The organism is Kitasatospora sp. NPDC034023, assembly GCF_055575795.1.
This window is the reverse complement of record NZ_JBVIRY010000002.1, coordinates 388,852-402,450: the sequence shown is the minus strand read 5'-3', so window position 1 is coordinate 402,450 and position 13,599 is coordinate 388,852. Positions and strand designations below refer to the sequence as shown.

Sequence of the window (13,599 nt, the reverse complement as noted above, 5' to 3'; positions counted from 1 at the left end):
GAGGCAAGCGGGCGGGTCGCCGCGTGGGAAGTCGGGTGGGCCGACTTCCCACGCGGGGGCGTGGGTAGGATGCGGGGCTGTTTCTTGATCCACAGCTCACGGGGGAATCACCATGGCACAGGGCTACCCGCCGTCGCCGTACGGCCAGAACCCTTACGGACAACAGCAACCGCAGCCGTACCCGCCCTACCAGCAGCAACCGCAGCCGTACCCGCCGCAGGGGTACGCACCGCAGGGCTACGCGCCGCAGCCGCCGCAGCCCCAGCAGCCCCAGTACGGCCAGCCGCAGCAGTACGCCCAGCCGCAGCAGTACGGACAGCCCCAGCAGTACGCCCAGCCCGACCCGTACCCCGACCCCAACCCCTACCCGCAGCAGCCGCAGCACCCGCAGCGCGCCGCGACGCTGCCGCCCCCCAAGGAGGCGGGCGGCGGCCGGCGCTTCCTGGCGATCGTGCTCGACTTCTTCCTCGCGGTCGGCCTCGGCTTCGCCGCCGCCGACGCCGCGAGCCGGCCGAAGGTCAGGAACGTGGCGGGCCACTCCGTGCAGAGCGGCGGCCCGGCCGTGCCGTACGTCGTGGCGCTGGTCGTCGTCGGCCTCCTCGTGTCCTTCCTGAACCAGGTCGTGCTCGCCCGCCTCGCCGGCTTCAGCGTCGGCAAGGCGATCCTGGCGATGCGGGTGGTGCGCACCAAGCGGGTGATGCGCCCGAACACGTGGCGGCTCACCAGGCGCTGGCTGCTCGGCTTCGTCTTCCTCGCGGTGACGATCCTCTCCGAGGACTTCGACCTCGACGACGGCGACATCGTCGGCATGCGCGCGGTGCGTTGGAAGCACCTGCGGGAGTACCAGCAGGCCGCGGCCGGGCTCGGCTAGGCTGCGCCCGTACGGCCCCATCACCCGACGTACCGATCCCGAGGAGTAGCCGATGGCCGGCGAGGCGCAGCCCGACTGCCTGTTCTGCAAGATCGTGGCGGGCGAGATCCCGGCGACGGTGGTGCGCAAGACCGAGCGCGTCCTCGCCTTCCGCGACATCGCCCCCAAGGCCCCCGTGCACGTCCTGGTCATCCCGCACGTCCACTACCCGAACGCGGCCGCGCTGGCCGCCGCCGAGCCGGAGATCGCCGGTGAACTGCTCGCCGAGGCGGGCCGGGTGGCCGAGGACGAGGGCATCGAGGACTACCGGCTGATCTTCAACACCGGTGCGGGCGCCGGGCAGACGGTCTTCCACGCCCACGTCCACGTGCTCGGCGGCAAGCGCATGACCGAGAGCATGGTCTGATCCCAGGTGTCCCAGCGCGAACTCGTCGTCCTCGGCACCGCCAGCCAGGTGCCCACCCGGCACCGCAACCACAACGGCTACCTGCTGCGCTGGGACGGCGAGGGCCTGCTGTTCGACCCCGGCGAGGGCACCCAGCGGCAGATGCTGCACGCCGGGGTCACGGCCACCCAGATCACCCGGATCGCGGTCACCCACTTCCACGGCGACCACTGCCTGGGCCTCGCGGGGGTGATCCAGCGGATCAACCTGGACCGCGTCCCGCATCCGGTGGACGTCTACTTCCCGGCTTCCGGCGAGGTCTACTTCGAGCGGCTGCGGCACGCCACCGCGTACCACGAGACGGCCGTGCTGCGGCCCCGGCCGATCGACGAGCCGGGCCCGCTGCCCGCGCCCGGCGCCCGCTTCGCGCTGGACGCCGTGCGGCTGGACCACCCCGTGGAGTCCTTCGGCTACCGGCTGGCCGAGCCGGACGGCCGCCGGCTGGTGCCCGAACGGCTCGCCGCTCTGGGCGTCTCCGGGCCGGCGGTGGGCCGGCTGCAGCACGAGGGCGCGATCGAGGCGGACGGCCGGCGGGTCACCCTGGACGAGGTCAGTGAGCCGCGGCCGGGCCAGAAGTTCGCCTTCGTGATGGACACCCGGCTCTGCGAGGGCGTGTACGCGCTCGCCGAGGGCACCGACCTGCTGGTGGTCGAGGCCACCTTCACCGACGCCGACGCCCGTCTCGCCGAGGAGCACGGCCACCTCACCGCCGGGCAGGCCGCCAAGGTCGCCGCCGAGGCGGGCGCGCGCACCCTGGTGCTGACCCACTTCTCACAGCGCTATCCGGACCTCGGCCAGCATCTGGCCGACGCCCGCAAGCACTTCGACGGGGAGCTGGTGCTGGCCGCCGACCTCGCCCGGGTGCCCGTGCCCGTGCGCCGTCAGCCGTGAAGCCGCCTTCGCCGGCCGTGAACCCGCCGTCGTCGGCTGTCAACCCGCCTTCGTCGGCGGTGAACCGGCCCGCGTCGGCCGTGAACCCGCCCGCGCCGGGTACCCGCGGAAAAAAGGGCTCGCGCCGTCCCGCGAACTGCCGCAGCATCGACGGGTGCGGCCCCGCCGCCCGCCGCGGCGATCACGCTCGCGGCGTACCCTGGTGCCCCGGAGACACCGAGCGGCACACGACACCACGGATGGGATGAGGCAGGCCCCAGCGCCGACCTATGAGTGACACATCGCAGACCCGTACCAACGGACAGTCGCGTTCCGAACCGGCCGACGACGGCCGTGTCAGCGCCCGGTTCGTCATCCCCGAGAAGCACCCGATGGTCACCCTGCTCGGCACCGCGGACTCGCTGCTGCGCGTGATCGAACAGGGTTTCCCCGCCGCCGACATCCACGTCCGGGGCAACGAGGTGACCGCCACCGGGGCGCGCGCCGAAGTCGCCCTCGTGCAGAAGCTCTTCAACGAGATGATGCTGGTGCTGCGCACCGGCCAGCCCCTGACGGAGGACTCCGTGGAGCGCTCCATCGCCATGCTCCGCAGCCAGGAGCAGGACCCGGACAGCCCGGCGCCGTCCCAGGTGTTCACCGCGAACATCCTGTCCAACCGCGGCCGCACGATCCGCCCCAAGACCCTCAACCAGCAGCGCTACGTCGACGCGATCGACAAGCACACGATCGTCTTCGGCCTCGGCCCGGCCGGCACCGGCAAGACCTACCTGGCGATGGCCAAGGCCGTGCAGGCCCTGCAGGCCAAGGAGGTCAACCGGATCATCCTGACCCGCCCGGCGGTCGAGGCGGGGGAGCGGCTGGGCTTCCTGCCCGGCACCCTCTACGAGAAGATCGACCCGTACCTGCGCCCGCTCTACGACGCGCTGCACGACATGATGGACCCGGACTCCATCCCGCGCCTGATGGCGGCCGGCACCATCGAGGTCGCGCCGCTCGCGTACATGCGCGGCCGCACCCTCAACGACGCCTTCATCATCCTCGACGAGGCCCAGAACACCTCGCCCGAGCAGATGAAGATGTTCCTCACCCGCCTCGGGTTCAACTCCCGGGTGGTCGTCACCGGCGACACCAGCCAGATCGACCTCCCGGGCGGCACCAGGAGCGGCCTCAAGGTCGTCCAGGAGATCCTGGCCGACGTGCCCGACATCCATTTCTCCGTCCTCACCAGCACCGACGTGGTCCGCCACAAGCTGGTCGGCCGGATCGTGGACGCCTACGAGCGCTGGGACGCCCGCCAGGAGGCCGAGGAGGGCACCACCCCTCCCCGCAAGCCCGCCCAGCGGCGCCCGGGCAAGACCACGGCGCCCCGAGCACCCCGCCAGTCCCATCGCACCGAAAGCTGAGCACACAGCCCGTCATGTCGATCGACATCGCCAACGAGTCCGGTTGGGACGCCGATGAGGAAGCCATCCTCGACGTCGCCCGCTTCGCCCTGGACAAGATGCGGATCCACCCGCAGTCCGAACTGTCCGTGATCCTGGTGGACGGAGCGGCGATGGAGGAGCTGCACATCCAGTGGATGGACCTGCCCGGGCCCACCGACGTGATGTCCTTCCCCATGGACGAGCTGCGTCCCGGCAAGGAGGGCGAGGAGCTGCCGCAGGGCCTGCTCGGCGACATCGTGCTCTGCCCCGAGGTCGCCGAGCAGCAGGGCAAGTCCGCCCCCTCGAAGCACTCGATGGACGAGGAGCTGCAACTGCTCACCGTGCACGGCGTGCTGCACGTCCTCGGCTACGACCACGAGGAGCCCGAGGAAGAGGAGGAGATGTTCGCCCTCCAGAAGCGCATCCTGGACGACTGGCGGGCGGGCCGCGGCCTCGGCGGCATCTCCCCGGCCCCCACCACCCACTGAGCGCGGAGCCCGACCCCTGTGAGTGGTGAGAGTACGAGCTTCATCCTCGGTGCCGTGCTGCTCGTCGTCCTCGGCTGGCTGGCCGCGTGCGCCGAGGCGGGCATCTCCCGGGTCTCGCGGTTCCGGGCGGAGGAGGCCGTGCGGGTCGGCCGGCGCGGCTCCGCGCGCCTGCTGACCCTCGCCTCCGACCCGATCCGCTACCTCAACCTGGCGACCCTGATCCGGGTGGCCAGCGAGATGGCGGCGGCCGTCCTGGTCACCGTGGTGTGCGTGCGCAACCTCACCCCGACCTGGCAGGCCGTGCTGCTGGCGTTCGGCGTGATGGTGCTGGTGTCCTTCGTCGCGGTGGGGGTCTCGCCGCGCACGATCGGGCGCCAGCACCCGCTCACCACGGCGACCGCGGCCTCCTTCGTGCTGCTGCCGCTGGCCGCCGTGCTCGGCCCGATCCCGCGATTGCTGATCCTCCTCGGCAACGCGCTGACCCCGGGCAAGGGCTACCGGGAGGGGCCGTTCGCCTCCGAGGCGGAACTGCGGGCCCTGGTGGACCTCGCCGAGAAGGACGACCTGATCGAGGACGAGGAGCGCCGGATGGTGCACTCCGTCTTCGAACTGGGCGACACCATCGTGCGCGAGGTGATGGTGCCGCGCACCGACCTGGTGATGATCGAGCGGCACAAGACCGTCCGGCAGGCCCTCACCCTGGCGCTGCGCTCCGGCTTCTCGCGGATCCCGGTGGTCGGCGACAACGAGGACGACGTGGTCGGCATCGTCTACCTCAAGGACCTGGTGCGGCGCACCCACATCAACCGGGAGGCGGAGGCCGAGGAGGTCGGCGCGGTGATGCGCCCGGCCGTGTTCGTCCCGGACTCCAAGCCGGCCGGCGACCTGCTGCGCGAGATGCAGCAGCGCCGCTCGCACGTGGCGATCGTGATCGACGAGTACGGCGGCACGGCCGGCCTGGTCACCATCGAGGACGTCCTGGAGGAGATCGTCGGCGAGATCACCGACGAGTACGACCGGGAGATCGCGCCGGTGGAGGACCTCGGCGACGGCTCGTACCGGATCACCGCCCGCCTGCTGGTCGAGGACCTGGGCGAGCTGTTCGGCATCGAGCTGGAGGACGAGGACGTCGAGACCGTCGGCGGCCTGCTGGCCAAGCACCTCGGCCGGGTGCCGATCCCCGGTTCCGCCTGCGAGATCCCGCTGCCGGAGCCGGCCACGGACGGCCTGACCGGCATCCTGCTGACCGCCGAGTCCTCGGCCGGCCGCCGCAACCGGATCGGCTCGATGGTCGCCACCCCGGTCCGCAAGGGCGACGAGGCCGAGGAGTTCGCGGGCGAGTAGCGGGTGGGCTGCCGCCGAGCGACCATGGAGGGCATGACGCACAAACTGCGCGCGGAGTACGGCCCGCAGGGGGTGGCCGGCGGAGTCAGGTCCTGGCACGTGGTGCGGGACCGGGACCTCTCGACGGCGCTCTGCGGCCGGACCATGCCCGACGACGCCGAGACGCGGCCCGAGCAGGAGTGGGGCACCGGGCTGCGCTGCTGCCAGCAGTGCGGCTCGCTCTACATGCACGAGACGCCCCACATGCAGGGGAGCCACCCCTACAGCTAGGCCATGGCTGAGCTCTGGAGGTCGCCATGAAGCTGCAAGACGAACTGCCCGTCGACCACAAGCTCCTCATGGTCTGGCGGATCGGAGCGGGGCTCGGAGGAGTCTTCCTGATCGTGTTCGGGGCCCTCGGGCTGGCCGACCACCCGGGCTTCCTCGACACCCGGGGCGATCAGGTCGCGGGGCTGTCGACCAACGGCGCGCTGGCCGTCCTGTCCATCGTGGCGGGCGCGATCCTGGTGATCGGGGCGGTGATCGGCGGGAACTTCGCCGCCAACCTGAACATGGCGGTGGGCGTGCTGTTCGTCCTGTCCGGTTTCTACGGCCTGACGGTGCTCGGACGGCCGGAGGCCAACATCCTCAACTTCCGGATGTCGAACGTGCTGTTCGCGTTCGTCTTCGGGGTCGTCCTGACGACATTCGGGATGTACGGCCGGGTGAGCAGCCATCTGCCGCACGACAACCCGTACTGGCGCCATCGCGCCGAGAACGAGGAGCCGATGCCGTCCGGGCCGAAGACCTTCGTCAAGGTCCTCCGCCCGAACCCGGGCCCGACCCACCCGGTCGGCCACTGAGCCGCTGCTACTCGCCCGCTCGCCTCCGGGGCGCTCGCGATCCGGTGGCGACGGGCGGCGGCCTATGCTCGGCGGCATGAGTGACATCGTCGAGCTCGACCCCGAAGACAAGAAGATCATCACCCTGGCCCGCTCGGCCCGCGCCCGCAACGGCGTCCCCGAGGGGGCCGCGGTGCGTGACGAGACCGGCCGGACCTACGTGGCCGGGACGGTCGCCCTGGAGTCGCTGCGGCTGAGCGCGCTGCAGACGGCGGTGGCGATGGCGGTGGCCAGCGGCGCCAAGTCGCTGGAGGCGGCGGCCGTGGTGAGCGAGGCGGAGCAGCCGGCCGAGGCCGACCTGGCGGCGGTGCGGGACCTGGGCGGGGCCGGGACGCCGGTGCTGCTGGCCGGTCCGGACGGGGCGCTGCGGGTGGCGGCCGAGGCGCGCTGAGCGGCGCTGGGGGGCTGCCGAGGGGGCACGGAGGGGCTCTGGGGGGCTGTTGAGGGGCGGCCAGGGCCCTTGCGGGGCCTTCTCGGCCCGGCACCACCCGGCGTGGCGGCCCCCACGAGTTCTGCAGATAATCTCACCGGGGGAGTGGACTCGGTGAGGGGGGCTGGGACATGGGGGCGGTGGCGTTCTTCGCCGGGCTGCTGCTGTTCGTGATGGGGCTGGGGAAATGGCAGGAGACCGGTTCGCAGGGCTGGCTGTTCGGCTCGCTCGGATTCCTGCTGGTGCTGGTGGTGGTCTCGCTGATTCCCGGGAACGCCAAGGGCGGAAAGCAGGGCTGAACGCGCCCGGGGGCGACCCCGGGCAGCGGGGCTCCGGTGATCAGGGAGAATGGAGCCCATGAATGCCCCTTCCTCCTCGTACCGCTCCGGGTTCGCGTGCTTCGTCGGCCGGCCCAACGCGGGCAAGTCGACCCTGACCAACGCCCTGGTGGGGACGAAGGTCGCGATCACCTCCGACCGCCCTCAGACCACCCGGCACACCGTGCGCGGCATCGTGCACCGCCCCGACGCCCAGCTCGTCCTGGTCGACACCCCCGGTCTGCACAAGCCGCGCACGCTGCTCGGCGAGCGCCTCAACGACCTGGTCCGCAGCACCTGGGCCGAGGTCGACGTGATCGGTTTCTGCCTGCCCGCCGACCAGAAGATCGGCCCCGGCGACAAGTTCATCGCCAAGGAGATCGCCGGGATCAAGAAGACCCCGAAGGTCGCCATCGTCACCAAGACCGACCTGGTCGACTCCAAGCGCCTGGCCGAGCAGCTGATCGCCATCCACCAGCTCGGCATCGAGCTGGGCTTCGAGTGGGCCGAGATCATCCCGGTCTCCGCGGTCGGCGACAAGCAGGTCGAACTGGCCGCCGACCTGCTCACCAAGCTGCTGCCGGAGGGCGACCAGCTCTACCCGGACGGCGACCTCACCGACGAGCCCGAGCAGATCATGGTCGCCGAGCTGATCCGCGAGGCCGCGCTCGAGGGCGTGCGGGACGAGCTGCCGCACTCGCTGGCCGTCGTGGTCGAGGAGATGCTCCCGCGCGAGGGCCGCCCGGCGGACCGCCCGCTGCTGGACATCCACGCCAACGTCTACATCGAGCGGCAGAGCCAGAAGGCGATCGTGATCGGCGCCAAGGGCTCGCGGCTGAAGCACGTCGGCACCACCGCCCGCAAGCACATCGAGGCGCTGCTCGGCACGCCGGTCTACCTCGACCTGCACGTCAAGGTCGCCAAGGACTGGCAGCGCGACCCGAAGCAGCTGCGCAAGCTCGGCTTCTGAACCGGGGCCCCTGAACCGGGGCCCCTGACCGGGGAGTTCGAGCGCCGGTCGCCGCTTCCGCCGCCGTCGCTGGTGCTACGCGCCCTCGCGCAGCACCAGCGACACCAGCTCCCGCTGCGAGTCGGTGAGCTTCGGGTCGGCGCAGTACACCGTCCGGCCGTCGACGGTGATCTCGTAGTGGAAACCGTCCGGCACCCCGTACGAGGGGGCGCGCAGCCCGCCCGCGACGGCCTCGCGGGCGAGGGCGTGGACGTGCGGGGCGTCCGTGCGCTCGGCGCTGTCGAGCTCCGCGTGGCGGACGATTCCGGCGAAGCCGCCGGTCCGGGTCACCTGGATACGCATGGTGTCCATGGTGGTACGCAGGGAAGGCTTTTGCGGCGCTTTTCCCGGACCGTGACCTTAAGCGCACCTCAACCCGGTCTCAGCCGGTCTCGGCTCCTCTGCCCGGCCGTACGGTGATGAGGTCATCCGGTCACCCCGGGCTGATCCCGACCTGCGCCCAGGAAGCCGTGACGGTGTCCGCGACCGAGGACTGGTCGGGGTAGCGGGCCTTGGCGGCGGCCACGGTGGCCCGGGCGAAGGCGGTGAAGTCGGCGTCGGCGGGCAGTGTGCGGCCGGTCAGCGCGTCGTACCAGATCCGCCCGGCGCGCTCCCAGGCCGAGCCGCCGAGGGCGGTGGCCAGCAGGTAGAACGCGTGGTTGGGGATGCCGGAGTTGATGTGCACGCCGCCGTTGTCCTCGGCGGTGTTCACGTAGTCCCGCATGTGCGCGGGCTGCGGGTCCTTGCCGAGCCGGGGGTCGTCGTAGGCGGTGCCGGGCGCCTTCATCGAACGCAGCGCCACGCCCTGGACGCCGGGGGCGAGCAGTCCGGCGCCGATCAGCCAGTCGGCGTCGGCGGCGCTCTGGCGCAGCGCGTACTGCTTGACCAGCGAGCCGAAGACGTCGGAGACCGACTCGTTGAGCGCGCCGGGCTGGTCCTGGTAGTCGAGTCCGGCGGTGAACTGGGTGACGCCGTGGGTGAGTTCGTGGCCGATGACGTCGATGCAGGCGGTGAAGTCGCCGAAGATCTCGCCGTCGCCGTCGCCGAAGACCATCTGGTGGCCGTTCCAGAAGGCGTTGTCGTAGTTGCGGCCGTAGTGGACGCTGGCGTCCAGCCGCAGGTTGTGGTCGTCGATGGAGTGCCGGCCGAAGGCGTCGGCGTAGAGCGCGAAGGTGGCGCCGAGGCCGTCGTAGGCGTGGTTGACGGAGGCGTCGGCGACCGCCGCCTGGCCCTCGGTGCGCGCGGTGCGGCCGGGCAGCCGCTGGCCGTGGGCGGCGTCGGAGATCACCCGGTTGAGGCCCGGGGCGCCGCCGGTGGGCGGGGGCGGGGAGAGGCGGGCCGCGCGGTGCGCGGCGTCGAGTGCGAGGGAGTGGACGGCGGCTTCGTGACCGGCCTCGGCGAGGCGGTCCAGGACGTACGGCGGGACAATCGCGCAGATCGGTACTGCTGCAGTCATGTGGCCCAGGGTGAGGCCTCGATGACCGAATGTCACCACCCTTGACATGACCGGTCGGCGTCTCAAGGAGTGGAACGGGAGCCCGGATCACTTCGGGGGCGCGCGGCGCTGGGTTACGCTGGGGCATCATGCGCAACGGGCTGCTTCTTCTTAGCTGCCGCGTCGAGGGCCTGTAGTCCACTGGGGCCGGCTCCCTCGCCGCGGGGAACGAGCTGTGCGCGGAATCGGCGATCCAATGGCGGGTCGCGAGCGGCAGCAGAGGCCGGCCAGTCGGTGTTGATCCCTCCCGACCCGCCCGCACCACGCATCCACAGGAAGCCGAGAGTCACCTCCATGACCGAGCAGACCTCCGCCGCGTCCATCCCCGCCGCTCGCGCCTTCGTCGACCGGCCCACCCCGATCACCGCCGCCGCCGTGCGCCAGCAGCCCTCCGGCATGCGGTACGGGCGCTACCTGCCGTTCGGCACCGTGGACCTGCCGGACCGCACCTGGCCGGACTCCGTGATCACCAAGGCGCCGCGCTGGCTCTCGACCGACCTGCGGGACGGCAACCAGGCGCTGATCGACCCGATGTCCCCGGCCCGCAAGCGCAAGATGTTCGACCTGCTGGTCGGCATGGGCTACCAGGAGATCGAGGTCGGCTTCCCCTCCTCCGGTGCCACCGACCACGCCTTCGTACGGTCGCTGATCGAGGAGGGGGCGATCCCCGAGGACGTCACCATCTCGGTGCTGACGCAGGCCCGGGAGGAGCTGATCGAGAAGACCGTCGAGGCGCTGGTCGGCGCCCCGCGCGCGACCGTCCACCTGTACAACGCGACGGCGCCGCTGTTCCGCCGGGTGGTGTTCCGCAACGACAAGGCGGCCACCAAGGCGATCGCCACCGACGGCACCCGGCTGGTGATGGAGTACGCGGAGAAGCTGCTGGGCGAGGACACCGTCTTCGGCTACCAGTACTCGCCGGAGATCTTCGTCGACACCGAGCTGGACTTCGCGCTGGAGGTCTGCGAGGCGGTCATGGACGTCTGGCAGCCGGGCGAGGGCCGCGAGATCATCCTGAACCTGCCGGCCACCATCGAGCGGGCCACCCCGAACGTTCAGGCCGACCAGTTCGAGTGGATGTCGCGCAACCTGTCCCGCCGCGAGTTCGTCTGTCTGTCGGTGCACCCGCACAACGACCGCGGCACCGCCGTCGCCTCCGCCGAGCTTGCCTACATGGCGGGCGCGGACCGCATCGAGGGCTGCTTGTTCGGGCAGGGTGAGCGGACCGGCAACGTCGACCTGGTGACGCTGGGGATGAACCTGTTCTCGCAGGGCATCGACCCGCAGATCGACTTCTCCGACATCGACGAGGTGCGCCGCACCGCCGAGTACTGCAACCAGATGGAGGTGCACCCGCGCCACCCGTACGCCGGTGACCTGGTGTACACCTCCTTCTCCGGCTCGCACCAGGACGCCATCAAGAAGGGCTTCGACGCCCTGGAGGCCGACGCCAGGGCGGCGGGCGTGCCGGTGGAGGAACACACCTGGGGCGTGCCGTACCTGCCGATCGACCCGAAGGACGTCGGCCGCACCTACGAGGCGGTCATCCGGGTCAACAGCCAGTCCGGCAAGGGCGGCGTCGCGTACGTCCTGAAGAACGACCACAAGCTGGACCTGCCGCGCCGGATGCAGATCGAGTTCTCCCGGATCATCCAGGCCAAGACCGACGCCGAGGGAGGCGAGGTCACCCCGGCCGAGATCTGGCGGGTCTTCGAGGACGAGTACCTGCCGACCACCGACAACCCGTGGGGCCGGGTGGCGCTGAGCGGCTCGCGCACCCTGACCACCGAGGACGGCCGGGACGCGCTGACCGCCGAGGCCGTGGTGGACGGCACGCCGGTGGCCCTGAGCGGTGCCGGCAACGGCCCGGTCTCGGCCTTCGCGGACGCGCTGGCCCGGATCGGCTTCGACGTGCGCGTCCTGGACTACGCCGAGCACGCGCTGAGCGAGGGCGGCGACGCCCAGGCCGCCGCGTACGTCGAGTGCGCGGTGGACGGCCAGGTGCTGTGGGGCGTGGGCATCGACGGCAACACCGTGCTGGCCTCGCTGAAGGCCATGATCAGCGCCGTCAACCGGTCGCAGCGCGGGTAGTTCGTACGAGTGGCACACGGCGGGGCCGTCCTGCGGGGCGGCCCTTCGCCGTACCCAGGCACCTGCGCGGGGGCGCTGTGTCCTGCGCCACATTTTTTGGGATCGGAAGCCGTTCGAGGTACTGACACGTGCCGGTAACCATGGCAACATCGATCCACCGGAAAGCCGGGTCGGTGGGACGGCTCGGTGTCCGGTCGCGTGACCTGCCCATCGTCGAGCAGGCCGCCTGCCATGTCTGGGGAGTGGCGCCGTGACCAGGTTGTGGGGTGTTCGCCCGCGGTGGCGGACTGACGTTCTCGGTGACTTCTTCTGCCCGGGCTGCGGCGGGGACCGCAACTACCGCCGGCAGCACGGCCGGCGGTGGCTGCGGTTGCTCGGCACCCCGGTGCTCCCGCTCGGACCGGTGATCGGCAGCGTGCAGTGCACCAGTTGCCACGGTCGGTACGGCGTCGAGAGCCTCGAACAGCTGACCTGCGTACGCCTCGGCGCGATGCTGCGGGACGCCCAGTACACCATCGCGCTGGCCCTCCTCGCGGCCGGCGGCACCGCCCACCGGGAGGCGCGCGACGCGGCCTGCGCGGCGGTGCGCGAGGCCGGGTTCGAGGACTGCGGCGAGGCCCAGGTGCTGGCCGCGCTCGCCGCGCTCTCCGGACTCGGCGGCGAACTCTACGACGCCCACGGCATGGCCGGCGGCCTGGCCGTCGAACTGCACGCGGTGCTCGAACCGCTCACGCCGCACCTCGCCCACCACGGCCGCGAACGGCTGCTGCTGCAGGGCGCGGCGATCGCCCTGGCCGACGGGCGCTACCTGCCGCAGGAGCGCGAGGCGCTGACCGCGGTCGGGCGCTGCCTGGACCTGCCGCAGGCGCGGGTCGGGGCGCTGCTGGAGGCGGCGACCCGGGCACCGTACAAGTAGCCGGCACGAGCAACCGGTACACGTAGCCCGTACACGTAGCCCCTCGTCGCCGCTTCACCCGTCGACCATCTCCGAAATCCCCCACAAACGGGCCCGAACCCCCTCCGGGCCCGCCGTGACCCGCACCGCAGTGGTCCTCCCCCACGGCCCCGGTGCGGGCAACACGGCTGTCCGGCGCTGTCCGCCCGCGGTGCGTCGCCGCCCGCGGCCGTCCGCCGCTGTCGGCGGCTGGGGGAGAATGGTCGGCATGAGTCTTTTCCGGGACGACGGCGTCGTGTTGCGGGCGCAGAAGCTCGGCGAGGCCGATCGGATCATCACCCTGCTGACCCGCCAGCACGGCAAGGTGCGGGCGGTGGCGCGCGGGGTGCGCAAGACCAAGTCCAAGTTCGGTGCCCGCCTGGAGCCGTTCTCGCACGTGGACGTGCAGTTCTTCAGCCGGGGGAGTGAGCTGATCGGCCGCGGGTTGCCGCTCTGCACCCAGGTCGAGACCATTGCGCCGTACGGCGGTTCGATCGTCACCGACTACGGCCGCTACACCGCGGGCACAGCGATGCTGGAGACGGCCGAGCGCTTCGCCGAGAACGAGGGCGAGCCCGCCGTCCAGCAGTACCTGCTGCTGGTGGGCGGGCTGCGCACGCTGGCGGCGGGGGTGCACGAGTCGCACCTGGTGCTGGACGCCTTCCTGCTGCGCTCGCTCGCGGTGAACGGGTACGGCGCGAGCTTCACGGACTGCGCCAAGTGCGGTCTGGAGGGGCCGAACCGTTTCTTCTCGCTCGCCGCAGGCGGGGTGCTCTGCCCGGACTGCCGAGTGCCGGGATGTGCCGTACCCTCCCCTGAGACACTGGTACTGCTCGGGGCGCTGCTGTCAGGGGACTGGCGGACGGCCGACGCCTGCGAGCCGCGGTACTGGCGGGAGGGCAGCGGCCTGGTCGCGGCCTATCTGCAGTGGCACCTGGAGCGGGGCATCCGCTCGATGAGATACGTGGAGAAGTGAGCA

General features: G+C 71.5%; 16 protein-coding genes. 14 read left to right on the top strand and 2 right to left on the bottom strand.

The features are described from left to right. Positions 1 to 112: 112 nt before the first annotated feature. The 11 genes from ACZ52R_RS04750 to era all read left to right on the top strand — a co-directional run bounded on the left by ACZ52R_RS04750 (position 113) and on the right by era (position 8,061). The gene (locus ACZ52R_RS04750; protein WP_465752726.1) at positions 113 to 871 is read left to right on the top strand and encodes an RDD family protein; all 759 of its coding nucleotides are present in this window, start codon (positions 113 to 115) and stop codon (positions 869 to 871) included. Positions 872 to 923: 52 nt separating this feature from the next. After that, positions 924 to 1,277: a histidine triad nucleotide-binding protein gene (locus ACZ52R_RS04745; protein WP_360504308.1), complete on the top strand. Its 354-nt coding sequence runs from the start codon at positions 924 to 926 to the stop codon at positions 1,275 to 1,277. Between the two features lie 6 nt (positions 1,278 to 1,283). Continuing rightward, entirely contained in the window at positions 1,284 to 2,207 is a 924-nt protein-coding gene (locus tag ACZ52R_RS04740) for a ribonuclease Z (RefSeq protein ID WP_360504306.1), read from the top strand. Positions 2,208 to 2,476: 269 nt separating this feature from the next. Further along, entirely contained in the window at positions 2,477 to 3,610 is a 1,134-nt protein-coding gene (locus ACZ52R_RS04735) for a PhoH family protein (RefSeq protein ID WP_396287807.1), read from the top strand. A 14-nt stretch (positions 3,611 to 3,624) separates the two neighbouring features. Further along, a complete protein-coding gene (ybeY, locus tag ACZ52R_RS04730; RefSeq protein ID WP_465620148.1) occupies positions 3,625 to 4,119 on the top strand; it encodes an rRNA maturation RNase YbeY in 495 nt (164 codons plus the stop codon). A gap of 18 nt (positions 4,120 to 4,137) precedes the next feature. Then, a complete protein-coding gene (locus tag ACZ52R_RS04725) occupies positions 4,138 to 5,463 on the top strand; it encodes a hemolysin family protein (protein ID WP_360504304.1) in 1,326 nt (441 codons plus the stop codon). A 33-nt stretch (positions 5,464 to 5,496) separates the two neighbouring features. Then, positions 5,497 to 5,733, top strand: coding sequence for a hypothetical protein (locus ACZ52R_RS04720; protein WP_465620149.1), 237 nt, complete (start codon positions 5,497 to 5,499; stop codon positions 5,731 to 5,733). Positions 5,734 to 5,759: 26 nt separating this feature from the next. Continuing rightward, positions 5,760 to 6,305, top strand: a complete 546-nt coding sequence (locus ACZ52R_RS04715; protein WP_465620151.1) for a DUF4383 domain-containing protein — start codon at positions 5,760 to 5,762, stop codon at positions 6,303 to 6,305. Between the two features lie 76 nt (positions 6,306 to 6,381). Then, complete coding sequence (locus tag ACZ52R_RS04710) at positions 6,382 to 6,735, top strand: cytidine deaminase (RefSeq protein ID WP_465620152.1); 354 nt, start codon at positions 6,382 to 6,384, stop codon at positions 6,733 to 6,735. Positions 6,736 to 6,905: 170 nt separating this feature from the next. Further along, positions 6,906 to 7,073, top strand: a complete 168-nt coding sequence (locus ACZ52R_RS04705; protein ID WP_360504296.1) for a hypothetical protein — start codon at positions 6,906 to 6,908, stop codon at positions 7,071 to 7,073. A 58-nt stretch (positions 7,074 to 7,131) separates the two neighbouring features. After that, positions 7,132 to 8,061, top strand: coding sequence for a GTPase Era (era, locus tag ACZ52R_RS04700; protein ID WP_360504294.1), 930 nt, complete (start codon positions 7,132 to 7,134; stop codon positions 8,059 to 8,061). A 75-nt stretch (positions 8,062 to 8,136) separates the two neighbouring features. Here the strand turns inward: era and ACZ52R_RS04695 are convergent, their stop codons facing one another. Then, on the bottom strand, positions 8,137 to 8,403 hold the full coding sequence (locus tag ACZ52R_RS04695) for a protealysin inhibitor emfourin (protein ID WP_360504292.1): 267 nt from the start codon (positions 8,401 to 8,403) through the stop codon (positions 8,137 to 8,139). A 130-nt stretch (positions 8,404 to 8,533) separates the two neighbouring features. Next, positions 8,534 to 9,556: a M4 family metallopeptidase gene (locus ACZ52R_RS04690; RefSeq protein ID WP_360504290.1), complete on the bottom strand. Its 1,023-nt coding sequence runs from the start codon at positions 9,554 to 9,556 to the stop codon at positions 8,534 to 8,536. A 333-nt stretch (positions 9,557 to 9,889) separates the two neighbouring features. On the opposite strand from ACZ52R_RS04690, the gene leuA reads away from it, so the two are divergent. From leuA to recO, 3 genes are all read left to right on the top strand, one after another. Then, positions 9,890 to 11,686, top strand: a complete 1,797-nt coding sequence (gene leuA, locus ACZ52R_RS04685) for a 2-isopropylmalate synthase (RefSeq protein WP_465752724.1) — start codon at positions 9,890 to 9,892, stop codon at positions 11,684 to 11,686. Positions 11,687 to 11,936: 250 nt separating this feature from the next. Beyond that, on the top strand, positions 11,937 to 12,602 hold the full coding sequence (locus ACZ52R_RS04680) for a TerB family tellurite resistance protein (RefSeq protein ID WP_465620156.1): 666 nt from the start codon (positions 11,937 to 11,939) through the stop codon (positions 12,600 to 12,602). Positions 12,603 to 12,849: 247 nt separating this feature from the next. Next, positions 12,850 to 13,596, top strand: a complete 747-nt coding sequence (gene recO, locus ACZ52R_RS04675) for a DNA repair protein RecO (RefSeq protein WP_360504284.1) — start codon at positions 12,850 to 12,852, stop codon at positions 13,594 to 13,596. The last annotated feature ends 3 nt before the right edge of the window (positions 13,597 to 13,599 follow it).